This is a genomic window from Xanthomonas sp. NCPPB 3582 (assembly GCF_041475735.2).
Classification (GTDB): Bacteria; Pseudomonadota; Gammaproteobacteria; order Xanthomonadales; family Xanthomonadaceae; genus Xanthomonas; species Xanthomonas codiaei.
Genome location: NZ_CM192968.1, coordinates 1,524,813 through 1,549,181 on the forward strand (window position 1 = coordinate 1,524,813; position 24,369 = coordinate 1,549,181).

At 64.9% G+C, this 24,369-nt stretch carries 19 protein-coding genes; 9 read left to right on the top strand and 10 right to left on the bottom strand.

What is annotated here, in order from left to right:
* Positions 1-34: 34 nt before the first annotated feature.
* Both gcvT and gcvH read left to right on the top strand, forming a co-directional pair.
* On the top strand, positions 35-1,144 hold the full coding sequence (gene gcvT / locus ACCQ05_RS06375) for a glycine cleavage system aminomethyltransferase GcvT (protein ID WP_372393270.1): 1,110 nt from the start codon (positions 35-37) through the stop codon (positions 1,142-1,144).
* Positions 1,145-1,283: 139 nt separating this feature from the next.
* Positions 1,284-1,679 (top strand): glycine cleavage system protein GcvH, encoded by a 396-nt coding sequence (gcvH, locus tag ACCQ05_RS06380; protein WP_372393271.1) that lies wholly within the window; start codon positions 1,284-1,286, stop codon positions 1,677-1,679.
* 430 nt (positions 1,680-2,109) lie between these two features.
* Here the strand turns inward: gcvH and ACCQ05_RS06385 are convergent, their stop codons facing one another.
* Positions 2,110-2,448, bottom strand: coding sequence for a hypothetical protein (locus tag ACCQ05_RS06385; protein WP_372393272.1), 339 nt, complete (start codon positions 2,446-2,448; stop codon positions 2,110-2,112).
* Positions 2,449-2,671: 223 nt separating this feature from the next.
* On the opposite strand from ACCQ05_RS06385, the gene ACCQ05_RS06390 reads away from it, so the two are divergent.
* Positions 2,672-3,115 carry a hypothetical protein gene (locus ACCQ05_RS06390; RefSeq protein ID WP_372393273.1) on the top strand — a complete coding sequence of 148 codons (444 nt, stop codon included), beginning with the start codon at positions 2,672-2,674 and terminating at the stop codon, positions 3,113-3,115.
* A 1,105-nt stretch (positions 3,116-4,220) separates the two neighbouring features.
* On the opposite strand, the gene ACCQ05_RS06395 is transcribed toward ACCQ05_RS06390, so the two are convergent.
* On the bottom strand, positions 4,221-5,600 hold the full coding sequence (locus ACCQ05_RS06395) for a serine hydrolase domain-containing protein (protein WP_506191543.1): 1,380 nt from the start codon (positions 5,598-5,600) through the stop codon (positions 4,221-4,223).
* A gap of 339 nt (positions 5,601-5,939) precedes the next feature.
* On the opposite strand from ACCQ05_RS06395, the gene ACCQ05_RS06400 reads away from it, so the two are divergent.
* Positions 5,940-7,310 (top strand): NTP/NDP exchange transporter, encoded by a 1,371-nt coding sequence (locus tag ACCQ05_RS06400; RefSeq protein ID WP_372393275.1) that lies wholly within the window; start codon positions 5,940-5,942, stop codon positions 7,308-7,310.
* 290 nt (positions 7,311-7,600) lie between these two features.
* Positions 7,601-7,954 carry a DUF1304 domain-containing protein gene (locus tag ACCQ05_RS06405; RefSeq protein WP_372393276.1) on the top strand — a complete coding sequence of 118 codons (354 nt, stop codon included), beginning with the start codon at positions 7,601-7,603 and terminating at the stop codon, positions 7,952-7,954.
* A 433-nt stretch (positions 7,955-8,387) separates the two neighbouring features.
* Here the strand turns inward: ACCQ05_RS06405 and ACCQ05_RS06410 are convergent, their stop codons facing one another.
* Positions 8,388-10,862, bottom strand: coding sequence for an acyl-CoA dehydrogenase (locus ACCQ05_RS06410; protein ID WP_104539241.1), 2,475 nt, complete (start codon positions 10,860-10,862; stop codon positions 8,388-8,390).
* A complete protein-coding gene (locus ACCQ05_RS06415) occupies positions 10,859-11,782 on the bottom strand; it encodes an alpha/beta fold hydrolase (RefSeq protein WP_372393277.1) in 924 nt (307 codons plus the stop codon). Before ACCQ05_RS06415 ends, ACCQ05_RS06410 begins: the two co-directional genes overlap by 4 nt.
* A gap of 136 nt (positions 11,783-11,918) precedes the next feature.
* On the opposite strand from ACCQ05_RS06415, the gene ACCQ05_RS06420 reads away from it, so the two are divergent.
* Positions 11,919-12,527, top strand: coding sequence for a TetR/AcrR family transcriptional regulator (locus tag ACCQ05_RS06420; protein WP_104539242.1), 609 nt, complete (start codon positions 11,919-11,921; stop codon positions 12,525-12,527).
* 111 nt (positions 12,528-12,638) lie between these two features.
* Here ACCQ05_RS06420 and ACCQ05_RS06425 read toward each other — a convergent pair whose 3' ends face one another.
* The 3 genes from ACCQ05_RS06425 to hslO all read right to left on the bottom strand — a co-directional run bounded on the left by ACCQ05_RS06425 (position 12,639) and on the right by hslO (position 17,607).
* Positions 12,639-15,488: a TonB-dependent receptor domain-containing protein gene (locus tag ACCQ05_RS06425; RefSeq protein ID WP_228962965.1), complete on the bottom strand. Its 2,850-nt coding sequence runs from the start codon at positions 15,486-15,488 to the stop codon at positions 12,639-12,641.
* A 242-nt stretch (positions 15,489-15,730) separates the two neighbouring features.
* Positions 15,731-16,564, bottom strand: a complete 834-nt coding sequence (locus ACCQ05_RS06430) for an XOO1806 family protein (protein WP_228962986.1) — start codon at positions 16,562-16,564, stop codon at positions 15,731-15,733.
* 152 nt (positions 16,565-16,716) lie between these two features.
* Positions 16,717-17,607: an Hsp33 family molecular chaperone HslO gene (hslO, locus tag ACCQ05_RS06435; RefSeq protein ID WP_228962966.1), complete on the bottom strand. Its 891-nt coding sequence runs from the start codon at positions 17,605-17,607 to the stop codon at positions 16,717-16,719.
* Between the two features lie 75 nt (positions 17,608-17,682).
* Between hslO and mtgA the strand changes: the two genes are divergently transcribed.
* Genes mtgA through ACCQ05_RS06450 form a run of 3 tightly spaced genes read left to right on the top strand, consistent with a single transcriptional unit; the run spans position 17,683 to position 19,857 of the window.
* A complete protein-coding gene (gene mtgA / locus ACCQ05_RS06440; protein ID WP_228962967.1) occupies positions 17,683-18,420 on the top strand; it encodes a monofunctional biosynthetic peptidoglycan transglycosylase in 738 nt (245 codons plus the stop codon).
* Positions 18,421-18,422: 2 nt separating this feature from the next.
* Positions 18,423-19,469 (top strand): glycosyltransferase family 2 protein, encoded by a 1,047-nt coding sequence (locus tag ACCQ05_RS06445; RefSeq protein ID WP_372393278.1) that lies wholly within the window; start codon positions 18,423-18,425, stop codon positions 19,467-19,469.
* Positions 19,429-19,857 carry a CBS domain-containing protein gene (locus tag ACCQ05_RS06450; protein ID WP_169706679.1) on the top strand — a complete coding sequence of 143 codons (429 nt, stop codon included), beginning with the start codon at positions 19,429-19,431 and terminating at the stop codon, positions 19,855-19,857. Before ACCQ05_RS06445 ends, ACCQ05_RS06450 begins: the two co-directional genes overlap by 41 nt.
* 91 nt (positions 19,858-19,948) lie before the next feature.
* Here the strand turns inward: ACCQ05_RS06450 and ACCQ05_RS06455 are convergent, their stop codons facing one another.
* The 3 genes from ACCQ05_RS06455 to ACCQ05_RS06465 form a co-directional block, all read right to left on the bottom strand.
* Positions 19,949-21,904: an AsmA family protein gene (locus ACCQ05_RS06455; RefSeq protein ID WP_228962969.1), complete on the bottom strand. Its 1,956-nt coding sequence runs from the start codon at positions 21,902-21,904 to the stop codon at positions 19,949-19,951.
* A 56-nt stretch (positions 21,905-21,960) separates the two neighbouring features.
* Positions 21,961-22,605 carry a PAQR family membrane homeostasis protein TrhA gene (gene trhA / locus ACCQ05_RS06460; protein WP_064507376.1) on the bottom strand — a complete coding sequence of 215 codons (645 nt, stop codon included), beginning with the start codon at positions 22,603-22,605 and terminating at the stop codon, positions 21,961-21,963.
* A gap of 75 nt (positions 22,606-22,680) precedes the next feature.
* Positions 22,681-24,285, bottom strand: coding sequence for a peptide chain release factor 3 (locus ACCQ05_RS06465; RefSeq protein ID WP_372393279.1), 1,605 nt, complete (start codon positions 24,283-24,285; stop codon positions 22,681-22,683).
* Positions 24,286-24,369: the final 84 nt, after the last annotated feature.

The window sequence follows — 24,369 nt, forward strand, 5'->3', positions numbered from 1 at the left end:
GCGATAATGGGCGACTTTCCTCGGACCGGCGCTCATGACCCAGAAGACCATCCTCAACGACACCCACCGTGCGCTCGGCGCCAAGATGGTCGACTTCGGCGGCTGGGACATGCCGATCCACTACGGCTCGCAGATCGACGAACACCATCAGGTGCGTCGCGACGCCGGCATGTTCGACGTCAGCCACATGACCGTGGTCGACCTGCACGGGGCGCGCGTGCGCGAGTTCCTGCGCTACCTGCTCGCCAACTCGGTGGACAAGCTCAAGGTCGCCGGCAAGGCGCTGTACACCTGCATGCTCAACCCGCAGGGCGGGGTGATCGACGATCTCATCGTCTATTTCATGCGCGAGGATTTCTTCCGTCTGGTGGTCAATGCCGCTACCCGCGAAAAGGACCTGCAGTGGATCGGTGCGCAGGCCGCACGCTTCGACGTGCAAGTGCAAGAGCGCGGCGACTTCGCCATGGTCGCGGTGCAGGGCCCCAACGCGCGTGCCAAGGTCATCGCGTTGCTGGACCCGGCCGACGCCGCGGCTGCGAGCAAGCTCGGCCGTTTTGCCGCGCTGCAGACGCACTCGCGCGACGGCGTCGCATTGTTCGTCGCACGCACTGGCTACACCGGCGAAGACGGCTTCGAGATCGTGCTCCCGCAGGAGGCGGCGGTCGCGTTCTGGAATGCGCTGCTCGCGCAGGGCGTCAAGCCTGCCGGCCTGGGCGCGCGCGACACCCTGCGGCTGGAAGCGGGCATGAATCTTTATGGCCAGGACATGGACGACGCGGTCAGTCCGTATGAGGCCGCGCTGGCCTGGACCATCGCACTGGACGAAGGCCGCGACTTCATCGGCCGCGAGGTGCTCGAATCGCAAAAGGCGCAGGGCGCCCCGCGCCAGATGATCGGCGTGGTGATGGACGAGAAGGGCGTGCTGCGGCACGGCCAGACCGTGCTCACCGCGGCCGGCCAGGGCAAGATCCTGTCCGGCACCTTCTCGCCCACGCTGGGCAAGGCGATCGCCTTCGCACGCGTGCCTGCCGGCAGCATCGACGACCTGCGCGTGGACATTCGCGGCCGCCAGGTGCCATTGCGCGCGGTGAAGTTTCCGTTCGTGCGCGATGGGCAGGCGCAGCCTGGCGTGCTTGGCGAATGAGTCCGGCGATGCCGGCCGTCGTCGGCCGGCGTCATGCGATCGCATGCAACCCAGCCATGCCGGCGCGCGTGCACCTGTCTCATCGCGCGGTCTAAACTAGCCACCTGTCCCCAACCCCAAGTTTCCCCGGAGCACACCCATGAGCGAGATTCCTGGCGACCTCAAGTTCCTCAAATCCCACGAGTGGGCCCGCGTCGAAAGCAACGGCCGCGTGACCGTCGGTATCTCCGACCACGCGCAGGGCCTGCTGGGCGACCTGGTCTATGTCGAACTGCCGGGCGTCGGCGACACCGTGCAGGTCGGCAACGGCACGGCGGTGGTCGAATCGGTCAAGGCCGCCTCCGACGTGTATAGCCCGGTCAGCGGCACTGTGGTCGAGGTCAACAGCGCGCTGAGCGACAAGCCGGAAACCATCAACGAAGACGCCTACGGCGACGGCTGGATCTTCGTCGTCGAGATGGACGACAAGGACCAGCTCAACGATCTGCTGTCGCCGGACGACTACGCCGAATTGCTCGAAGACGACGACCACTGATTCGAGCTTGCCAGCCGCAACACCGATGGCCGCTCTCCGAGCGGCCATTTTTTTGGCGGCAGGGCGCGCGCGATGTGCGTGCCGGAGCGTGATCGAGTGGGCAATCGGCCCCGCGCGCTGCGATCGACGCCCTCGTCATGGCCGGTGCTGCCGCTGATGGGTTCGCGCTTGCCTGCATCGTCGACAGGATTCCACGGCGGCGGCACCCTGCCGGTGCGTTGGACGTCTGTGGCGTGAGTCGGTCGTGAGGGCCCGGCGTGCGCTCGGTGAAAACTTTGTCGGCGACGACGCGCATCGACGATGCTTTCCATCTCGCGTGCAGTGCCATCGCCACCGCGCAAGAGCGCATGCGCGAGGATCGAACGACGCAATAAGTTTGCGCATTTCTGCTTGTGCGACGCCGGAAGTGGAGCTTGCGGATAAAAAATTTTCAGCTGGCGGACAGGCGGCGGGCGATGCCGTGATGCGTGCCGCGCAGTCGCGGCAACGTGGCTGCTCCAGCCGCACGGTTTTGCGTCGCTTGCAGAAAACAGCGGAAAAGAAGTGCTTTTTCGAAAACGGTGTTGCGCGGCTGTGCGCCATGGGCAGGCTGCGCATACCGCGTGCGGCGCACCGGCCCGACGTCGATGCCGAACATTGCGATGGCCGGCGGAAAAAAATTTGCAAAAGAGTGTTGACAGTAAAAAAAAGCGTGATTAGGTTTCGCCCAGCAGACATTGCTGCGAAAGAGAGTGAGCAGAATCGACACCAAGCCGACCAGCTTGTCCAAGACGTCCACCGAAGCACGATCGATGGTGGAGTCGGGTCCGCTTCCCTCCAAGAAAACAGCAGTCGTCCCGATCACGCACCCGTGTCGCCGTTCGATGCGGGTGTTTCTGTATCCGTCCCGTCGCGCATCACCCGCGGACGGTTCCCGACGACGGCATGCCGGCGCGGGGTTTGGTTCAACTGGGCGTTTCACCTCCATAGTTCACTGACGAGGAGCCAATTACATGGCCACTAAAAAAGCTGCGAAGAAGAAACCCACCGCCAAGAAGGCAGTGAAGAAGACCGCCGCCAAGAAGGCGACCAAGAAGGTCGCGAAGAAGGCAACCGCCAAGAAGGCAGTGAAGAAGACCGCTGCCAAGAAGGCCGTCAAGAAGACTGCCAAGAAGGCAGCCGCCAAGAAGGCAGTGAAGAAGACTGCGAAGAAGGCAACCAAGAAGACTGCCGCCAAGAAGGCAGTGAAGAAGACCGCCAAGAAGGCGACCAAGAAGGCAGCCGTCAAGAAGACTGCGAAGAAGGCAGTAGCGAAGAAGGCAACCAAGAAGGCGGCTACCAAGAAGTCCGCTGCCAAGAAGCCTGCCGCGAAGAAGGTCGCCAAGAAGAAGCCGGCCGTTCGCAAGAAGAAGGCCGCTCCGGTCGCGCTGCCCGCAACCCCGGCACCGCTGATCTGATCTGCAACACCCGATCGCCGTAAACATCGAGCTCTCTCCCCGACGCCCAGCGGGGAGGGAGCTTTTTTATCGTGTGTCCCCCAGGTCGATTGCAGCGTGCGCAGCGGTGCTGGTGGGCCGGTCAGGGATCGTGGCGGCGTCACGCAAACCGGGGCTGCTGGCTGCAGCTTTGGCAGGCGACCCCACTGCGACGCAGCTGGGTAGAGGACGACGCTAGATGCCTGCTCCGGCCGTATCCACCGGCAACGCGACGTCTGCCCCAGCTGCCCTGTGCAACGCGCAGGATGCCCAAAGCGCCAGTTGCGGGCTGCCGTGTCGCGGGCTACGCCGCGGCCCCAGCACAGTACCGTCGAGCTACCGCATGGCCCGAGTTGCAGCACTGCGAGAGCTACAGCATGGCCAAAGCTACAGCATAGTCAGAGCTACAGCATGGTCAGATCTACAGCAGGGCCGGAGTTACAGCACCGCCATATCTGCATCACAGCCAGATCTGCATCACAGCCAGATCTGCAGCACAGTCAGATCTGCAGCACAGCCAATCTGCAGCACAGCCAATCTGCATCACAGCCAGATCTGCCAGCACAGCCAGATCTGCCAGCACAGCCAGCCTTCGCTGAGCGTACCCCTGGCCGCATTCCAGCGTACCGGCCGCACCGCGCGGCGGAGGTCGAAGCGTATCGCCTTCCTTCCCCCGCCTGCGGGGGAAGGTGCCCGAAGGGCGGATGGGGGGGCGTGGTGCCCGCACTCCGCCGAGCCGAGCCGCTGCACGACTGCACGACTGCACGGCCGCACTGTGCGACGCGGCGAGCGCAGGCCGGCGCGCCAGCTTGGAGTGTGTCCATATGCTGTCCCACGCCTGCGGCTTCGCCAGCAGGCGCGCGGTCCGGGCCGAGCATCGCAGGCCATCTCCCCCGCGTGGACGAATTGCGATGCCTCGGCGGTGCCATCCATTCCTCCACCGCGTCTCTCGCATCGTCCTGTGCTGCGACGTGGGGCGTCCTGCGACGATACGCGGGCGGTGCACCGGTCAGAAACGACACAGGCGGCCGAAGCCGCCTGTGTCTGCACGTGCGCCATCAGGCGCTGGAGACCGCGACGTGCTGGCTCAGCGCGGCGAGGCGACCGACTTGCCGGATGAAGCGCCCTTGCCGGCTGGATCGGGTCGTTCGGCCAGCATGTTCTCGCTACCGAAGTCGCCATCCACATCGATGTCCAGCCAGCGCTTGGCCGGCAACCCGAGCGCGCGGTCCAGGATGGTCGGCATCATGCCGGAGGGCAGGCCGCTCTCGCCGTTCCACATGATCGCGATGCCGAGGTCGCGCTCGGGCAACAGGGCGACCAGGCCGCGATAGCCCTGCACCGCGCCGGCATGGAAGATCACCTGGTGGCCGGCGTAGTCGAACACGCGCCAGCCCAGCGCGTAGCTGGCGGCATCCACGCGCTCGTGGCGCCAACCCGAGCGCATTTCGCCCGGAGTGGAGATCAGCGGTGCGTGCAAGGTGGCCAACAGCGGGGCAGGCAACACATCGGTGCGGTGCCCGGTATGCGCAAGCAGCCACTGCGCCATATCGCTGGCGCTTGCATTGACGCCGGCGGCCGGTGCCAGGCGGTAGTAGGTGGGCTTGGGCGTCAGCGACACCCAGCCGTTGCGGCTGCGCACATGCGGGCGCGCCCAGTGCGGGCTGGCCTGGATACCGGCCAGGCCCATGCTGGCATCGTTCATGCCCAGCGGTTTGAAGATGCGTCGCTCCACCGATTGCTCGTAGAAGCTGCCGGAGGCGGCAAACACCACATCGCCCACCAGACTGAAAGCGACATTCTGGTAGGCATAGCAATCGCCCGGCGCACAGCGCAGCGGCGCGGCCGCCAGCTTGTGACTGAGCGAGTAGTAATCGGCGTTGGACTCGATGTCGCGGTCGTAGGCATTGCGGGTCAGGCCGACGCGATGGCTGAGCACTTCGGCGACGGTGAGGTGGCGGGTCGCTGCGGTATCGCTGAGCTGGAAGCCCGGCACGTAGTCGACCACCTTGCTGTCCCAGCGCAGCACGCCGTCGTTGACCAGCAGGCCGGCCATGGTGCCGGCGAAGGCCTTGGACAGCGAGGCCAGACGGAACACGGTGTGGGCGTCGACCGGCTGCGGGCGATTGACGTCGGTGACCCCATAGCCGCGCGCGCTGAGCACCTTGCCGCCCTGCACGATGGCCATCGCCATGCCGGGCACGCGGTTGCCATAGGTCAGCTGGTCGGCCATCGATTCGAACGCCGCCACGTCGAAGCCGGCGGCTGGCGCCAACACGCTGCTGGCCGGCAATGACGCGCGGTACGCGAGCGGTGCAGTGGGAGACTGCGCGATGGTGGCCGGCTGCAACGCGTTAGCAGTGGGCGCAGGCGTCTGTGCCGTGGAAGAGAGGGCCAGAGGCAATAACGCCCCAAGCAGCCCGATGGCCAACGGACGGAACCGTCGGCGCCTGCGCATTTGTGTCATGGTTGTCCCGCCTGTTCCACTGCCTTCGGCGATTCTAGCGCCGCGCTTCGCAATAGCACAAACTGCCGGAAGATGAATGGGCATCATATTGATCCTATTGACGATTTTGATTCAGAAACCGGGCCGCTTCGGGCGCCTGAAGTGCAGCCGGTGACCTGCATGTGGACCTGTGGCTGAAGCACTGCAAGCGGCGTGCCGGACGATGGAGCCATGGCATCCGCGTGCGGCGGCCGCTGGTCGTGCTGCGCTGCATCGGCTAACTTGCGCGCTTCTTCCGCCGCGTGCTGTGGCTGCCATGCTCTTGCTGTCGGGCTCGTTCGCGCGGGCGATGTTGACGCCATGACCCACTCGCCTGCACCGCGCTCTGCGCTTGGCCGGCTGAGCGCAGCATTGCGCCGTTCACCGCCGCTGACCTGGTCGTTCCTGTATTTCTTCTGCCTGCTGAGCGGGTATTACGTGTTGCGCCCGGTACGCGAGGCGATGGGTGCCTCGGCGGATGTGGAAGCGATCTTTCCCACTGGCGTGATCGCCTTCTTCGCCGCACACGGTGTGCCGCTCAAGGACTTCACCTTGCAGGTGCTGTTTACCTGCACCTTCCTGATCATGGTGCTGCTGCAACCGCTGTACGGTGCGCTGGTCAGCCGCTACCCGCGGCGGGTATTCCTGCCGGCGGTGTACGGCTTCTTCATCGCGACCCTGCTGCTGTTCTATGTGCTGTTCGACAGTGGCGTGCCCGGTCGCGGCATGGCGTTCTTCCTATGGGTGACGGTGTTCAACCTGTTCGCGGTGGCGGTGTTCTGGAGCTTCATGGCCGATGTCTTCAGCAATGCCGAGGCGCGCAGCTACTACGGCTACATCGGTGCGGCGGGCACGCTGGGCGCGTTTCTCGGGCCCGTCCTCACCCGCACCCTGGTGGAGCGGATCGGCGTCGCCCATCTGATGCTGGTCTCGGCCGGGTTCCTGACGGTGTGCCTGGTGTGCGTGTTGCGGCTGCGGCTATGGGCGGTGGCGCGCGAACGGCAGTTCCGCCTGGATTCGGGCGAAGTGCCGATGGGCGGCGACGTGTTTGGCGGACTCAAGCTGATCGTGCGCGAGCCGCTGTTGCGCTGGCTGGCGCTGATGACTCTATTCGGTGTGGGCGTCGGCACCTTGCTCTATAACGAACAGGCTGCGTTGGTCCGTCGGCTCTACACGGATGCGGCGGCCAGTACGGCGTACTACGCCACCATCGATCTGGCGGTCAACGCGCTGACCCTGGTGCTGCAATTGCTGGTGACGCGCGCGCTGTTGTCGCGTTTCGGCATCGCGCCGGCGCTGCTGATTCCCGGCGTCGCCATCACCCTGGGCTATGCCGTGCTGACGGCCTCGCCGTTGCCGATGATGATCGCGATCGTGCAGGTGATCACCCGCTCCAGCGAGTTCGCGCTCGCCAAGCCGGCACGCGAGACGCTATACACGCGGGTCAATCGCGAGTGGCGCTACAAGGCCGGCGCGGCGATCGATACGGTGATCTACCGCGGCGGGGACCTCAGCTTCGTGTGGATCCACAAGCTGGTTTCGGCCTTGGGGTCCAGTGCGGTGTTCGGCGTCGGCTTGCTGGCTGCGGCGGGCATGACGGTTGGGGCATTCGGCCTGTTGCGCGAAGCGCGCAAGCTGCCTGCAGAGCGCGATGCGGCGGAGGAGCGAACCCCGGCCGGCTCACAGGGCTGATCGACGGCGCAATGTGCGTTTTGCCGCGGGTGCAGGCAGGTGGGCGAGGACCGCCTGCGCCACGGTGCGGCTGGGGCTGAGCACGCATGCCATGTCCACGCCTCGGCGCTGTCTGCATTGCTGGTGGTCTCCCGGCGGTGCCGTCGATGGCATCGGGCTGCCCTGGCGTCCCCGCCGTGCCGGTTGTGCCGTCCTGGCAGGAGCCGATTGCCCGCCTCTGCGTGGTTTTCCCAACGAAGAGCAGGTGATCGCGGCTATGCTTGCCGCCCCGTCCATCACTGCTGCCTGCCATGTCCCTGTTCGCCATCCTTGCCGGCCTGTGCGTCGCCCTGCTGCACGTCTACATCCTGGTGCTGGAAATGCTGCTGTGGACCCGCCCGTTGGGTCTGAAGACCTTCCGCAATACGGCGGAGAAGGCGCAGGCCACGCGCGTGCTGGCGGCCAACCAGGGGCTCTACAACGGCTTTCTGGCCGCTGGCCTGTTCTGGGGCGCACTGGCCGAACGTGCGGACGTGCTGAGCTTCTTCCTTGGCTGCGTGGTCGTGGCCGGTTGCTACGGCGCCTACAGCGTCAACCGCCGGATCTTCTTCGTGCAGGCCTTGCCTGCGCTGATCGCATTGGCGCTGCTGTGGTTGCCGGTCTGATCGAAGCGCTTGACCAACTGCACTTGGGTGCCATGGCGCGGGCGATGATCGCCTGGCGCTAGCACCCGGCATCGTCAGTTGGGCTCGCAGGCCGGGGGCGTGGCAGTGTGGCGTTTGATCGCCGCGATGGCGTCGCTGTGCTGAAGAATCGTCCTTAACTTTATGTGGTCGGCTGCAGGCGGATGTCCTTCGCCTGGCAAGTCACATCGTGCATTCGCAGCGTGATACCCGATCACGGCTGACCTCGGGCATGGCCGATGCGACGGCTGCGTCCCCCACCTGGCAAGACACCCGCGCAGCAGCCCTGCGCGTTTTTCCAACCGGCGCACCTGGTCCGAAAATCTTCGCTGCAGCCCCGCAGGCATTGCCCTCAACCGCAAACGGCGAGCCGAAGCTCGCCGTTTGTTTTTGCCTTGTCGACGAAAGCGCCGAATCAGGCCGCTTCGCGCGGCTGCTGTGCCTGCGGCTTGTCGTAGAAGCTGGCCGCACGCAACTCATGCGGATCGAAGTCGTCCACGGTGATGGTATCCATCATGATCTCGCGCAGCTCTTCCAGCAGCTTGCGCTCGTCCAGCGTGAGCACGCCTTCGGCTACCGCTTCGTCCAGCTGTGCGGTGAACTCCAGCGCTTCGATGCCCTTGGTCTTGAGCGCCTTGAGGAACTTGCGCTCCACCGGCTCGGCCATCACGGCTTTGGTCAGATAGCTGGCGATGCGACCACCCGGGTTGTTGGCGCACGGGGTCAGGAACACACCCTGTGCCAGGCGATCGCGTGCCTCGTTGGGCGCCATCAGGATCGATGCAACGCGGTGGCCCAGACGGTCGCCCGGCGCTTCGGCGCGGCGGCCCAGCGGGAAGATCAACACCCACATCAGCCAGCCCACCGGACGGATCGGGAAGTTGCGCAGGGCGGCCGACAGTGCGGTTTCGATCTTGTGCACGCTGTCGTGGAAGGCCCAGGCCAGCAGCGGCTGGTCGCTGGCCGGTGCGCCTTCATCGTGGTAACGCTTGAGCATCGCGCTGGTCATGTAGATGTGGCTCAGCACATCGCCCAGACGGCCGGACAGCGACTCCTTGAACTTCAACTTGCCGCCCAGCATCAGCATCGAGACGTCGGCCATCAACGCCAGGTTGGCCGAGTAACGGTCCAGCTTGCGGAAGAAACGGCGGGTGTAGGCATCGCCCGGCGCGGCGCCAATGCGCGCACCGGTCAGGCCGAACCAGAACGAACGCACCGCATTGGAAATGCCGAAGCGGATATGGCCGAACAGGCTCTGGTCGAACGCTTCCAGGCCGCGACGCGTGTCCGGATCCTGCGCCGCCTGCATTTCCTTCATCACCCACGGATGGCACAGGATCGCGCCCTGGCCGAAGATCAGCAGGCTACGGGTCATGATGTTGGCGCCTTCCACGGTCACGCCGATCGGCGCGGCTTGCCAGGCGCGGCCGGCGAAGTTGCGGGGCCCCAGGATGATGCCCTTGCCGCCGATCACATCCATCATGTCGCTGACCACTTCGCGGCCCATGGTGGTGCAGTGGTACTTGGCGATCGCCGACGGTACCGACGGAACGTCGCCGCGGTCCACCGCCGCTGCCGTGGCCTGCGACAGCGCACTGATCGCATAGGCCTTGCCGCCGATACGCGCCAGCGCCTCTTCCACACCTTCGAAACGGCCGACCGACAGGCCGAACTGCTTGCGGATACGTGCATAGGCTCCGGTGACCACCGCAGCCGCCTTGCTGCCGCCACTGGCGGTGGAGGGCAGGGTGATCGAGCGACCCACGGCCAGGCACTCGTTGAGCATGTTCCAGCCCTTGCCGACCATTTCCACGCCGCCGATCAACTGGCTCAGCGGGATGAACACTTCTTCGCCATGGATCGGGCCATTCTGGAACGGCGAGTTCAACGGGAAGTGGCGGCGGCCGATTTCCACACCGGGGGTTTCGCGCGGCAGCAGCGCCAGGGTGATGCCGATGTCCTTCTTGTCGCCGATCAGACCTTCCGGATCGTAGGCGCGGAAGGCAAGGCCGATCAGCGAGGCGACCGGTGCCAGGGTGATGTAGCGCTTGTCGAAGGTCAGCTTGACGCCGAGCACGTTGGCGCCATTCCACTCGCCCTTGCAGACGATGCCGTAGTCCGGGATCGAGGTGGCATCGGAGCCGGCAAACGGACCGGTCAGGCCGAAACACGGCACTTCCGCACCCACGGCCAGACGCGGCAGGTAATAGTCCTTCTGTTCCGGAGTGCCGTAGTGCAGCAGCAGCTCGCCGGGCCCTAGCGAGTTCGGCACGCCGACGGTGGAGCTGACCACGCTGGAGATCGAGGACAGCTTCTGGATCACCTTGTGGTGGGCCAGCGCGCTGAAGCCCAGGCCGCCGTACTGCTTGGGAATGATCATGCCGAAGAACTTGTTCTTCTTGATGAAGTCCCACAACTCCGGCGGCAGGTCGGCATGGACGTGGGTGATTTCCCAGTCGTTGACCATCTTGCACAGCTCTTCCACCGGGCCATCCAGGAACGCCTGCTCTTCGGCGGTGAGCTGCGGCTTGGGATAGTTGAGCAGCTTCTGCCAATCCGGGTCACCGGTGAACAGCTCGCCTTCGAAACCGACCGAGCCGGTCTCCAGCGCGATGCGCTCGGTCTGCGACAGCGGCGGCAGCACCTTGCGGAAGAACGCCATCAACGGCGTGGTCAGCAGCGGCTTGCGCAGAAAGGGCAGCAGCACCGGCGCGGATACCAGCACGACCAGCGCGGCCGCAACGATGGTGGCGATCAGGTTCGCGTCCAGCAACCAGCACGCCACCAGCACGCAGGCGCTGATCGCAACCCAGGTCGCAAGGCGCATCCGGTGATAGGCAGCGATACCCGCCGCCAGGATGACGAGGAGGAACGGTGCAACGATGCTCATGGTCTTGCTCCAGTGACATGCTCGGTGATGTTGGACGCTGCGATGGTGCCAACCGAGGGTAATGCGTCCAGGTACTGCAACACGGTGGCGGTAAACGTGGTGTTGTCGTCGCCGGCCAGCATGTGCGTGGCCTCGGGCAGGTGCACGTGCTGTGCGTGCGGCACGATCGACAGGAACTCATTGATGGTGGCCGGCGTGACCAGGTCGCTGCGTCCGCCGCTGATCAGCAGCATCGGGCAACGCACCTGCGCTGCGGCATCCAGCAGCGCATGCTGCTGCAGCTGCGCATCCTGTCCGGCCAGCTCGTCGACCAGGCGCGGATCCCAATGCCATTGCCAACGGCCGTCGTCGCGCTGGCGCAGCAGCGCCTGCAACTGGCTTGCCGTCTTGCGTGGCCGATGCGGCAGATAGTCGGCGATGGCATCGGCGGCGGCCTCCAGCGAGGCGAAGCCATCCGGGTGCGCGGTCATGAAGCGCAGGATGCGCTCCACGCCGCTGGTGTCCCAACGCGGCGTGATGTCGACCAGCACGATGGCGCGAAACAGGCCCGGCCAACGCGCTTCGGCAAGCAGCCCGAACAATCCCCCCATCGAGGCGGCGACCAGCACCGGCGGTTGCGCGTGCTCGCCGGCCACCACGATCAGGTCATCGGCGAACTGCGTCGGCGAGTAGCGCACCTCGGCCGCATTGAAGCTCGAATCGCCATGCCCGCGCGCATCGTAGGACAGCGCACGGTAGCCAGCCTGCGCCAACGCGCGTGCAGTCGCTTCCCAGGCATGCCGCGTTTGCCCGAACCCATGCGCCAGCACGACCGTTTGCGCGCGTTCGGCGCCTTGGACCGACACCGCCAACTCGGCATCGCCAGCGCTGATGTGCGGCGCAGATACAGTGCGGGCGAGGGTAGGAGGAAGAGTGACCATACCTAATGGTATGGATGCGTCACGGCAGCTGTCAATACTCTCTGGTATGGACGGTTAAGCCATTGAATCATGGCGATTGTGCGTCGATTTCGTGACGCATACTGCAACTGACTCAAGCGTATGGTTAAATCGCAGCATGAACGACATCACCGAATCCAGCCCCACCACTCCCCGGGCCAGTTCCGGCCGCGGCAACCGCCTCAGTGCGGACGACTGGGCGCAGGCCGCGCTGGACCTGATCGCCGAACAAGGCGTGGGCGCGGTTGCCGTAGAACCGTTGGCGCGCCGGCTCGGCGTGACCAAGGGCAGCTTCTACTGGCACTTCCCATCGCGCGACGCGCTGCTGCAAGCCGCCCTGGAGCGCTGGGAAATCTTTGAACAGAAGGAAGTGTTCGGCAGCCTGGAAGACGTCCCGGACCCCAGCGCCCGCCTGCGCGCCCTGTTCCAGCTGGTCGCCCATGAAGTCAAGCCACACGTGATCTATAGCGAACTGCTCAAGGCCCTCGACCATCCTGCGGTACGCCCGGTCATCGACCGCGTCTCGCAGCGCCGCCTGGATTACCTGATCGCCTCCTTCCGCCAGGCCGGCCTGTCCCGCACCGACGCCCAGCACCGTGCCCGTCTGGCCTACGCCGCCTATGTCGGCTTCCTGCAGCTTTCGCTGCAACTGCAGCAACCCAAGCCCGCCCGGGAAGATTTCGAGGCCTATGTCGAGCATGTGATTCAGACCTTGATTCCTGGCTGATCAGCCATGCCGGTGCGCGCGCAGGCGTGTATCACTACAGCATCGACCAAATAGAAAAGCCGCGATTCTTTCGAATCGCGGCTTTCTTGTGCGCAGTGATAAACCTGCCTATCAGAACTTCTGGGTGTAGCGCATGTAATAGAAGCGACCCGGGATTTCGTACTGCGAGTCGAAGCTATTGGCAAACGCCGTCGCGGCCTGCGGCGGATCGCGATCGAAAGCGTTGTTAACGCCGACGGTCACGCGTGCGTTCCACGGAGCCTTCCAGTAAGCGGCCAGATCGGTATAGGTCACGCTTGGAACATGGTTGCGCGGAGCAGCACCGGCGCTGGTCACGCGGTTCGGATCCGAGCACAGCAGCGCGACATTTGCCGGGGTGGCAACATTGGCACCCGTGCAGTTTTCAACCTGCGAGCTGTAGTAGCGCATGGATGCCGAGCCACCGACATCGCCCAATTCCCAATTGAGCATCAGGTTGGAGCGGATGCGCCAGTTGTTGTCACGAGCCGAGCCGCCACGGTACAGGCCAACGCGGGTTTCCGGATCCTGCAGCGGCTTCTCGACCACGAACTTGCTCATGTAGGTCGAGTCCCACACCACGCTGAAGCTGCCCCACGCGGTGTCCGGCAGGCGATATCCAACGGTCAGGTCGTAGCCTTCAGCTTCGATCCTAGCGATGTTGTTGGGCACTGCGAGCAGGTTGGACACTTCGCCAGTCGGCTCGCGCTGAATCAGCGAGCAAGCGTTGGCGATGCCGGCCAGGTAGCAGCTGTCCAGAGTCTCCTGTACGGTCTGCGTGTCGATGGCATCTTCGATTTCGATGTTCCACCAGTCCAGCGAGACATCGAGACCAGTGACCCAGCCCGGGCTGTAGACGAAGCCCAACGTCTTAGACGTGGACGTTTCCGGCTGCAGATTCGGGTTGCCGCCGGTGGCGGTACGCACCTGCGGGTTGGCCTGAGCGTAGGCGGGCACTGCACCGCACGAGCCCGGGCGGGTGCCGTTGACGGAGCCGTCGCTGAACGAGCCCGCGCACGGATCGCGCACGTCTTCGAACGTGTCGCTCACACCCTGGAACAGCTCATTGATCGACGGGGCGCGGAAGCCCTGCGACCAGTTACCACGGATCATCAGGTCCGTGATCGGCTTCCAGCGGAACCCGAACTTGCTGTTGGTGGTGTCGCCGAAGTTGCTGTAATCCGAGTAGCGGGTTGCCAGGCTGAAATCGAGCAGCTGTGCACCGGGCAGGTCTGCCAGCAACGGCACTGCGAACTCGATGTAGGCCTCGTCCAGCTTGTAGCCGCCGTTGGTTGCCGTACGTGCATTGCCGGTGGTGTCACCGGAGTTGATCAGTGCATCCGGATCGTCGAAACCCGACTCTTCGCGGTGTTCAGCGCCCAAGGAGAATGCGAACGCACCTCCTTGCAGGTCGAACAACTCGCCGCCGATATTGCCGAAATAGGTCTTCTGCTCATACCCGTACAGGTCATGCGCGTTGAACCCGGCGTAGCTCAGCATTTCGGGGGTCAACGAACCCGGGCCGCTCAACATGTCCATTGGGACGCAACCATCGATCGTGTTGGCTGCGGTGCCGCAACGTGCTACGCCGCTAGCGTCGACGAACGACGGGCCAAGCGCGTTACGCAGTGCGGAAATGTTGAACAGGCCAGTGGTGCGATCGGTCTGGTCGTTCTTGCCGTAGAACATACCGGCTTCCCAGTTGAAGAAGCGCTGGCCAACTTCGAAGTCGCCTTCGAACGCGCCACTGAAGCCGAACGTCTTGACGTTCTGATTAAAGATGCGGCCGCCGGTCTCTTCGGCGCGGTACTGGATGTAGTCGATATTGCGGCCGGTGTTGTTGTAGATGTTATTGGCCGAAATGACGATGTCGGCACCATTGGTGCCCGGAGCGGAGCGACCCAGCACGACCGGCATCGGTGCCAGGATCTGGCTCGACTCACGTTCGTTGTAGGTCACCGTGGTCTTGAAACGCACGTTGTCGGTGATCGACAAACCTGCGTCTGCAAAGACCGACTTGCGCTCCTGCGGTGTTACCAGATAGTTGGCCGGCGCAAAGTTGTAGCTGTCGGCAGCGGTGTAGTTGCGCGACGTCGTGCCGCCATCATTGGTGATCGAGAAGCCCGGTGTGCCGTTGAAACGCGTTGCGCCAAAGGTCGGGGTGCCCGTTGCGCTGGTGCCGGTCGGGCCGAAGATGCCGAAACGACCACCTGGAATCGTGGTGCTGTTGCCAGTGCCGGCGACTGCGCCGAACACCGGTACGGACGAAATCTCACGGTCGCCCGCCCAGACCGGCTCTTCCTTCACGTAGCCAACGCCCAAGGTGGCGTGCCAACGCTCGCCCGTCGAGCCGATGGTGAAGTCGTAAGACTCGCGGCTGCCGTCGCCCTTGTCGTACTGGCCGTAATACGCATTTGCTTCGGCGCCATCGAAGTTCTGGCGCAGAATGATGTTGATCACGCCAGAAATGGCGTCAGAACCGTAGATCGTGGAGGCACCGTCCTTCAAGACTTCGATGCGCTCGACGGCAGCAGTCGGAATCGTGTTGAGGTCGACCGCGCCGCCCAAGCCCGTGCCGCCAACCCAGCGACGACCATTGACCAGCACCAGGGTGCGGTTGGAGCCAAGGTTGCGGAGATTGACGCGCGTTTCGCCGTTGCCGCCGTTGTTGACGTTGCTGTTAAGTGCCGAACCGCCCGAGCTGATGTTCTGGATCACGTCGCCGATGGAGGTCAGACCCTGCGATTCGATCTGCTGACGGCTCATGCTGAAAACCGGCTGCGAGGTTTCGACATCGGCGCGCTTGATGCGCGAACCGGTCACCTCGATCTTGTCGAGGTTGGTGGTGCCGGCTTCCTGAGCGATGGCGGTACCGGTACCGCCCACGCCCACGACAAGCGCGAGGACAACGGCATCGCGCAGCTTGTTGGACTTGCAATTCATTAGCTCTCTCTCCAAGTGATCTTGGGTACTGCCAAGGGTTGTTTGCCTGCCGGCGGTTCCGAAAAGTGCGGATCCAAAACGCCAGGGTGAACCGATGGTATATGCGTTGTGCGGGAAATTAAAGTCCCGTTAACGAAAAAGAAGAAAGCCGTGAAAAGCCTGCCGACGAACGGTCTCTACAAAGTAAAACGCCACCGGGAGAGACTCGGTGGCGTCAAGAAAACGTCATTTCGATCAATGGGTTACAGGTCTTGCTCGTACCGGACGTAAGGAACCGTGCCGTCGCTGTTGCTGTCGTTGTTCGGCGCGAAGGGGTTCTTGCCGCGCGAGATGACGTTCTCGGCGCCGACAGTCAGCTGCCCGCTCCAGGGGGTGCGCCAGGTCAGGCCCAGGCCCAGACCTTCCCACTTCTCCGGCTGGCCGGGGACGTCCACGACGCGGCCGATGACGTTGGCGCTGAAGGCGCCATAGCCGCCGCCAACGCTCAAGGTCTTGCTGTCCCATTGGTCGGCAATGGCCGGGGAGACATCCGCGAGCGGCACCAGACGTGCGCGGGCGTAGGTGCCGCCGATCGAGACGAAGCCTTCGCGGCCGATGTTCTTCTGGCCGAACACGGTCAGATCGTTTTGCTCGACGCGCGTCAGCGGTGCCTTGCCGGCGCCGATCAGCCAGGCGGGCAGGGTGTCGCGACCGGTGCCGGCGGTGACGCCCACTCTGCCGCCGGCGCGGTTGAAGCCCAGCGTTCCGGACACCCGGCGCGAGGCGGCGGCGCTGTCTTCTTCGTCGTCGCCGATGCCGGCCAGCAGGCAATGGCTGGCCAGTCCGCTGATGTTGGTGCCACGGCTGCTGTTGCAAAGCAGGCCCAGCGAATCGCCGGAGGTCAGGCCGAATGCCGCATCCAGCGAGTTGCGACCGAAGTGCCAGCGTGCGCCGGCCTTCTGCTCACCGGTAGGTTCCAGATACAGGAACGCCTCGACCTTGCCGCTTCCCTTGTTCCACACCGGCAGGATCGTGCTCTCGCGCAATTGCTGCGCCGACTGCGCGTGCACGCCCGTGACTGCCGCGAGGGCAACCAGCAAAGCGAGCGGAAGGCGCAGAAGGTGTCGCATACCGAGAGTCAGACCCAGGCGTAGTTGTTAAGTTCCCGAGAGCGGGCAGGGAGAATGCTAGGGTGTTTATGATTATTTAACAAGTAGTCACGTTCCCCAGAACGCAGCCGTAATGCTATCTATTGCAACCGTTCCGGCGCCTGCTGAGAGGGTTGCGCTGCACTGAAAAGTACGGCCAGATCGGTCAACGGAAAGTGATACTCACGGCCGCAGAATTCGCAGCGCACGTCCACGCTGCCGGTCTCTTCTGCGGCGGCGCGCGCCTCGTCTTCGCCCAGCGATTGCAGCATCGCGGCAACTCGTTCGCGCGAGCAGGAGCAGCCAAAAGCGAGTGGCTTGCTGCCCATCAACTGCGTGTCTTCTTCGTGGAACAGGCGGTGCAGCAGGTCGTCGCCGGCGACCGACAACAGCTCCGGCGCGCCGAGTGTGTCGAACAGGGCGCCGATGCGGGTCCAGCCGTCGGTGTCGCCTTCGTCGCCTGGCAGCTTCTGCAGCAGCAGGCCAGCGGCCTGATCCGGGCCGGCCGCCAGCAGCAGGCGGGTCGGCAGCTGTTCGGACTGCTGGAAATAGGTTTCGAAGGCCTCGGCCAGGTCCGGGGCCTGCATGCCGACCAGGCTCTGGTAGCGCTGCGGTTCGCGCGGGTCCAGGCCGGGGTTTTCGATGGTGATCGCCAGCAGGGCTGCCTCGCCCAGCTCGCGCAGGTCGGTCGGCGCATCGGCGCCGTCGGCCAGTTGCACGATGCCGCGCAAGGTGCCGGCGGCGGTGCACTCGGCAAACAGGGTGCGCAGCGTGTCGTTGCCGCGCAGCTGCACGGACAGGCGCCCATCCACCTTGGTGTGGCCGGTGAACAGAGCGGCCGCCACCGCGGCTTCGCCAAGCAGCTGGCGCGCGGCTGGCGGGTACTCGGCGGCGCCCTGGATGTCGTGCCAGGCCTTGGTCAGACGCACATGGACTCCGCGCACGCCGGCGGCCGGCAGCAGGAAACGGGAAAGCTGATCGTGATCGGTCATGGAGACATCGGACGTAAGGGACGCCGGTTGCCGGATAATGCGGCAGGCATCGGGATTGAAGGTCGAAGCGAACTAATGGGGACGGATGCATTGGATGGCAAGCAGGGGACACCACCGCGGCGCAGGCGCTGGTTGCGCTGGCTATTGGCCGCACCGCTGCTGTTTGCCGCCGCGAGCGTGTTGCAGGTGCTGGTGCTGCGGGTGGTCGATCCGCCGATCAGCAGCATGATGGTGGGCCGCTATCTGGAAGCCTGGGGCGAGGGCGATGTCGGGTTTTCCCTGCATCAGCAATGGCGCGACTACGAGAAGATCGCCGCCAGCCTGCCGATCTCGGTGGTGGCGGCAGAGGATCAGCAGTTCCCGATGCATCACGGGTTCGATCTGCAGGCCATCGAAAAGGCGCGCGATCACAATGCGCGCGGCGGGCGGGTGCGTGGCGCGAGCACGATCAGCCAGCAGGTCGCCAAGAACGTGTTCCTGTGGCAGGGCCGCAGCTGGCTGCGCAAGGGCCTGGAGGCCTGGTACACGGTGCTGATCGAGCTGTTCTGGCCCAAGCAGCGCATTCTGGAGGTGTATCTCAACGTGGCCGAGTTCGGCGACGGCGTGTATGGCGCGCAGGCGGCTGCCCGGCAGTTCTGGGGCAAGGATGCGGCCGGGCTGTCGCCGACCGAGTCGGCGCGTTTGGCTGCGGTGCTGCCATCGCCACGGCGCTATGACGCGCGCCGGCCGGGCGCCTATGTGCAGCGGCGCACGGCGTGGATCCAACGGCAGGCGCGGCAGCTGGGCGGCGCTGCCTACCTGCAGGCCAGGTGAGCATGAGCAGTATCGACCCCAGCGCCGCCCCTGCCGTTGGCGAGCGCCTGACCGTGGTGATTGCGGCCTACAACGAGGAAACCAGCATCCCGTTGTTGCATCCACGGCTGTGCGCGGTGCTGGCGCAGCTGCATGGGCTGCAGACGCAGGTGCTGTATGTCGACGACGGCAGCACCGACGGCACCTGGGACGTCTTGCAGGCGCTGGTGCAGGCCGATGCGCGGGTGGGCGCAGTACGGCTGTCGCGCAATTTCGGCAAGGAAGTGGCGGTCTCGGCGGGACTGGATCATGTGCTGCCCGGCGCGGTCGTCCTGCTCGATGCCGATGGCCAGGACCCGCCGGAACTGATCCCGGAATTCGTCGCGCTGTGGCGGGCCGGCTACGACAATATCTTCGGAACCCGCGTGTTTCGCGAGGGCGAGAGCTGGCTCAAACGCAGTGCCGCCCATGCGTTCTATCGGGTGATCCGGCGCCTGTCGCGCACGCCGATCCCCGCTGACACCGGCGATTTTCGCCTGCTGTCGCCGCGCGTCGTGCAGGCCTTGCAGCAGTTGCGCGAGCGGCATCGTTTCATGAAGGGGCTGTTCGGCTGGGTCGGATTCCGCCAGGTGGCGTTGCCGTACCGGCGCGCGCCGCGCCTGTCCGGGACCAGCAAGTTCACGGTCTGGCGGTTGTGGAATTTCGCGCTGGACGGCATCACCAGCTTTTCCACTGTGCCATTGCGGGTAGCGACCTATCTGGGCCTGCTGACGGCGCTGGCGGCGTTCCTGTTCGGAGGCTGGGTGGTGATCAAGGCGGCGCTGGTGGGCGATCCGGTCGCGGGCTGGCCGACGATGATGTCGGTGATCCTGTTCCTGGGCGGCATCCAGTTGATTGCGCTGGGCCTGATCGGTGAATACCTGGGCCGCTTGTACGATGAGGCCAAGCAGCGCCCGCTGTACCTGGTCGATACCCAGCGCGGCGCGGTGGGAGTAGGCTGCGATCACCAGACCAAGCGCGGAGCGGGCCATGCAGACCGTACGACAGCTGTTGGGGACCAAGCAGGTTGAGGTGTTCGCCGTTGCGGCCGATGCCGCAGTGATCGAAGCGATCCGGCTGATGGCCGAGAAGGGCATCGGCGCGGTGTTGGTGATGGACGGGGCGAGGCTTGCCGGCATCGTATCCGAGCGCGATTACGCGCGCAAGGTGGTCTTGCGCGAGCGTTCGTCCCATAGCACCAGCGTGGCGGAGATCATGAGTTCGCAGGTAGTGACGGTGTCGCCTTCGGACACCGTGGAGCGCTGCATGCAACTGATGACCGACGGCCGCTTCCGGCATCTGCCGGTGGTCGAAAATGGCCGTGTGCAGGGAGTCATCTCGATCGGCGACCTGGTCAAGGCGGTGATCGAAGATCAGCGGCGCGATATCGATCAGTTGCAGCGGTATATCGCCAGCTGACATCCGCGCGTGGTGCCGGTGCGGTCGTTGGCAAGCCTTCCGGGTAGGTGATCAGCGCAGGCGCGCCAGCGATCGGGCCGCGCCTTGGTGCTCACTGCGCGTACTTGCCGCCGCAGTCGCTGTCCTTGCCCGGGCCAGGTTCGAAGGTGGCCAGCAGCGCGGCGGGCGGCGCGATGCTGCCCAGGGCAACGGCAATCGCACCACGCACGCCCAGGGCCTTGAAATCGGGGCGGAACGAGGGGTCCTTGAAGGTGCCGGCGATACGCAGCGGCGAACGCAGGCTCAGGATGCTGCGGTCCTTCGGGCGCGGGCGCAGCAGCAGGTCCAGGGTTTCGTTCTTCAGGCTGATGTTGCCTTCGCCGACGATGATGGTGTCGGTACTGTCGAAGGCCAGGGCGCGCGATTGCATGAGACCGTCCTGCACGCCGAAATCGCCGAAGATGCAGCGCACCGGGATCTGGCGGTCCTTGGTGATCAGGTACTTCAGCGATTCGGCGATGTCCAGGCCGGCCAGCTCCATGATCAGGTTGCCGACATGGCCGCGGCCCATACCCACGCCAATCGAGCCATCGGCGCTGCCGAGCATGGCGGCGATCGAGTTGCCGCGGCCGCGCAGATCCAGCTCGCCGCCGATGGCGCCGGAGGCCTGCTTGGCCAGGGCGGCATCGGGGAACAGCCGATCCAACCGGATGCCGCGGATGCCGGCCTTCAGATGCGTGGCGATGACCTCGTTGCGCGCATCCATGCGGATGGTGGAGCGGATATCGCCGCCGGCCACGCCGAAGTTGAGTGGATCCAGCTGCAGCAGGCCATCTTTCAGGTTCAACGAGGCATCCATGTCGTCCAGCGGCCAGGACGGTGCGTTGATGCGTTGCGCGCGCCAGCGCACCTGCGCATCCATGGCGCGCAGCTTGGACAGGTCGTAGGGCGTGGCCGGCAGGACACGCGCGCTGGCGGCAAGTTGGCTGGCCTGCTTCTTCTGTTGCGCATTGGCCGATTCATCTGCGTCGGTCTTGGGCGGTGCGCCGACGAAGCCTGCAAGATCGTCGAAATCCAGGCGTTTGGAGGCCAGGTCCGCGCGCAGGATCGGGCGTTTGTTGCGCAGGTCGATCTCGGCGGTACCGGACAGGTCGCTATCGCCAGCGGTGCCGGTGAACTTCTCATAGCGCCACACATCGCCATCGCGCCGCAGCCGGCCGTCCAGTGCATACGGCGGGGTGGAGGGCATGGCAACGCCGGTTAGTGGATACAGGTCCTGCATGTCCTGGCCGCTCAGCGCCATCTGCAGGTCGAACACGCGGAACTGGAACGGATTGGTCAGCGTGCCGCGCACATGCGTGCGGGTGGCGCCGGCGCGCCCACGCAGATCGACGCGGAAGGGATGCTCGCTCTGGCTCAGCTCCAGCGGCGAAGCGGTGTCGCCTTTCAGCGTGAATGGGTAGCCCTTCCAGCGGCCCTTGCCCTCGATGCCGATCGGCGCCGCACGCTGATCGCTGCGCGGCGGCGCCAGGCTGTTGATCGCCACGTCGATATCCGAACGGCTGGCGTCGTCGATATAGCGCAAGCGCCCGTCTGTCACCAGCAGCCTGCCAAGCCGCGGCATGCTGCCGTCGCCGCCGTCGGTATCGAACACCCAGTTGCCGGGATGGCCGTCGTTGCCGGCTTCGAGCAGCACATTCGGATGGTCGAGCCGGATTTCCGGCAAGCGAACCGTGCCACGCAGCAGGGGCCATAGCTCCACATCGATCTCGGCTGCGTTCAATTCCGCCATCGCGCCGCGTTTGGACCAGGCGGCATTGCCCAGCTGCAGGCGTTGGCCGCGAACCGTGGTGATGCGACCCAGATCCACGTCCAGGTGGCCCAGATGGAATTCGCGCCCAGTCTTGGCGCTGACCGCACGCTCGACCGGGCCACGTAGCCAGTTCCAGTCGAACAGGATCAGGAAAACCACCACGAGCAAGGCGACGATGCCAAGCCCGATCAGCCAGCGTCGCCGACGCGGTGGGCGCAAGGTGCGTGGATCGGCGGCGGGAGTCACGTTGTTCACGTGCGCATGGTTGGCGATGGCTCGTGCAGGCCGCGCGAACGCCTGCACGCGCCGCCTCACATCACTTGCTCGATCACCGCAACGAAGTGGCAGGCGCTACCGGCAAGCACGAACAGGTGCCAGATGGCATGGAAGTAACGCTGGGTGTCGCGCTGGTAGAAGTAGGTGCCCAGGGTGTAGAACAGCCCGCCGGCCAGCAGCCAGCACAGCGACCAGGTGTCGACCGAGCGTAGCAGCGGCTGGATCGCCACGATGATCAGCCAGCCCATCGCCAGATACAGGATGGTTGAGAGCAACCGAAAACGGCCGGTGAAGAACAGCTTGAAGATCACTCCGGCGGCGGCGATCGTCCAGATGGCCGCAAACAATCCCCAGCCCCATGGGCCGCGCAGGTTGATCAGCGTAAACGGCGTGTAGGTGCCGGCGATCAACAGATAGATCGCGCAGTGATCCAGCACCTGCAGGCGCGCCTTGGCGCCTGGATGCGGGATGGCATGGAATAGCGTTGAGGCGACGTAGAGCAACACCAGCGTGGCACTGAACACGATGGAGGTGGCCAGCTGCCAGCCATCGCCATAGATGGCGGCCAGCGTGATCAGCACCGAGCCGCCGGCCAGGGCGGCAATGGCACCCAGGCCGTGGGTCACGGCACTGGCAATTTCGTCGCGCAGGTCGGTCGAGGGGGAGGCGTCTGCGTTCATTCCAAAAAGGTACCGCAACTGCGAGCGATTCGCATCGCCGGCAGTGGCATGCGTCGGCGGGAATTCAAGTGCAGGTCAATCCATCGCCTTGGCATGCGCATGTTCGCGCGTGGCCGAGAAGCGCACATCCGGCGCGCGTTCCTGAGCCAGTTGCAGGTTCACGCGTGTCGGTGCCAGGTAGACCAGTTCGCCGGCCGCGTCGATGCCGAGGTTACCGGCGTTCTTCTCGCGGAATTCCTCGAGTTTCTTGGCGTTGTCGCAATGCACCCAGCGTGCGGTGGTCACGCTCACCGGCTCGAAGATCGCATCCACACCGTATTCGTCCTTGAGCCGGTACGCGACTACGTCGAACTGCAGCACGCCCACCGCGCCCAGGATCAGGTCGTTGCTCATCAACGGGCGGAAGAACTGCGTGGCGCCTTCTTCGGACAGCTGCGCCAGGCCCTTCTGCAGTTGCTTGAGCTTGAGCGGGTCGCGCAGGCGTGCGCGGCGGAACAGTTCCGGCGCGAAGTTGGGAATGCCGGTGAACGACAACGATTCGCCCTCGGTGAAGGTGTCGCCGATGGAGATGGTGCCGTGGTTGTGGATGCCGATGACATCGCCCGGCCAGGCCTCGGCAGCGATCTCGCGGTCGGAGGCCATGAAGGTGAGCGCATTGGCCAGCTTGACCTCCTTGCCGCTGCGCACGTGCAGCGCCTTCATGCCGGCGGTGAACTTGCCCGAGCACACGCGCATGAACGCGACGCGGTCGCGGTGTTGCGGGTCCATGTTGGCCTGGATCTTGAAGACGAAGCCGCTCAGTTTAGGTTCGGTGGCTTCGACGCGGCGGCCGGTGGTGTCGCGCGCCTGCGGCGGCGGTGCGTGCTCGACGAAGAAATCCAGCAGCGGCTGCACGCCGAAGTTGTTGACGCCCGAGCCGAAGAACACCGGGGTCTGCTGGCCGGCGCGATAGGCCTCCAGGTCGAACGGATTGCTCGCGCCCTGCACCAGTTCCAGCTCGTCGCGCAGTTCGGCCAGCATCTGCGCGCCGATCTTCTCTTCCAGGCCCGGGGCATCCAGCGACGGGAAGATGGTCGAGTCCTGGCGGGTGAAGTTGCGGCCCTGTTCGTACAGATGCACCTCGCCGCTGATCAGGTGCACCACGCCTTTCAGGCGCTGGCCCATGCCGATCGGCCAGGTGACCGGGGCGCACTGGATGCCGAGCACGGTTTCCACTTCGTCCAGCAGTTCGATCGGGTTCTTGCCCTCGCGATCGAGCTTGTTGATGAAGGTCATGATGGGGGTGTCGCGCAGGCGGCAGACTTCCATCAGCTTGATGGTGCGTTCTTCCACGCCCTTGGCCACGTCGATCACCATCAGCGCCGAATCCACCGCGGTGAGCACGCGGTAGGTGTCCTCGCCGAAGTCGGCGTGGCCGGGGGTGTCGAGCAGGTTGACGATCTTGTCCTCGTAGGGGAACTGCATCACCGAGGAGGTCACCGAGATGCCGCGTTCCTTTTCCAGCGCCATCCAGTCCGAGGTGGCATGGCGGGCGGCCTTGCGGCCCTTGACCGAGCCAGCCATCTGGATCGCACCGCCGAACAGCAGCAGCTTTTCGGTCAGCGTGGTCTTGCCGGCGTCGGGGTGGGAAATGATGGCGAAGGTGCGGCGGCGCGCGGCTTCGTTGGAGACTTCGGACATGGGCGGTGCGCGCCCGGTCGGACGCCTGCGGAAACGGAGGAAGCCGGTGATTATAGCGGCTTCGGGGAGGCGGACCTTTGCTGG

Bases quoted from the DNA above. Each gene is read 5' to 3' on its own strand.
- ACCQ05_RS06425 (WP_228962965.1), bottom strand. From the start codon at position 15,488: ATGAATTGCAAGTCCAACAAGCTGCGCGATGCCGTTGTCCTCGCGCTT.
- ACCQ05_RS06445 (WP_372393278.1), top strand. From the start codon at position 18,423: ATGAGCAGTATCGACCCCAGCGCCGCCCCTGCCGTTGGCGAGCGCCTG.
- ACCQ05_RS06390 (WP_372393273.1), top strand. From the start codon at position 2,672: ATGGCCACTAAAAAAGCTGCGAAGAAGAAACCCACCGCCAAGAAGGCA.
- ACCQ05_RS06395 (WP_506191543.1), bottom strand. From the start codon at position 5,600: ATGACACAAATGCGCAGGCGCCGACGGTTCCGTCCGTTGGCCATCGGG.
- ACCQ05_RS06420 (WP_104539242.1), top strand. From the start codon at position 11,919: ATGAACGACATCACCGAATCCAGCCCCACCACTCCCCGGGCCAGTTCC.
- ACCQ05_RS06415 (WP_372393277.1), bottom strand. From the start codon at position 11,782: ATGGTCACTCTTCCTCCTACCCTCGCCCGCACTGTATCTGCGCCGCAC.
- ACCQ05_RS06405 (WP_372393276.1), top strand. From the start codon at position 7,601: ATGTCCCTGTTCGCCATCCTTGCCGGCCTGTGCGTCGCCCTGCTGCAC.
- trhA (WP_064507376.1), bottom strand. From the start codon at position 22,605: ATGAACGCAGACGCCTCCCCCTCGACCGACCTGCGCGACGAAATTGCC.
- ACCQ05_RS06400 (WP_372393275.1), top strand. From the start codon at position 5,940: ATGACCCACTCGCCTGCACCGCGCTCTGCGCTTGGCCGGCTGAGCGCA.
- ACCQ05_RS06465 (WP_372393279.1), bottom strand. From the start codon at position 24,285: ATGTCCGAAGTCTCCAACGAAGCCGCGCGCCGCCGCACCTTCGCCATC.
- hslO (WP_228962966.1), bottom strand. From the start codon at position 17,607: ATGACCGATCACGATCAGCTTTCCCGTTTCCTGCTGCCGGCCGCCGGC.
- mtgA (WP_228962967.1), top strand. From the start codon at position 17,683: ATGGGGACGGATGCATTGGATGGCAAGCAGGGGACACCACCGCGGCGC.
- gcvT (WP_372393270.1), top strand. From the start codon at position 35: ATGACCCAGAAGACCATCCTCAACGACACCCACCGTGCGCTCGGCGCC.
- gcvH (WP_372393271.1), top strand. From the start codon at position 1,284: ATGAGCGAGATTCCTGGCGACCTCAAGTTCCTCAAATCCCACGAGTGG.
- ACCQ05_RS06450 (WP_169706679.1), top strand. From the start codon at position 19,429: ATGCAGACCGTACGACAGCTGTTGGGGACCAAGCAGGTTGAGGTGTTC.
- ACCQ05_RS06410 (WP_104539241.1), bottom strand. From the start codon at position 10,862: ATGAGCATCGTTGCACCGTTCCTCCTCGTCATCCTGGCGGCGGGTATC.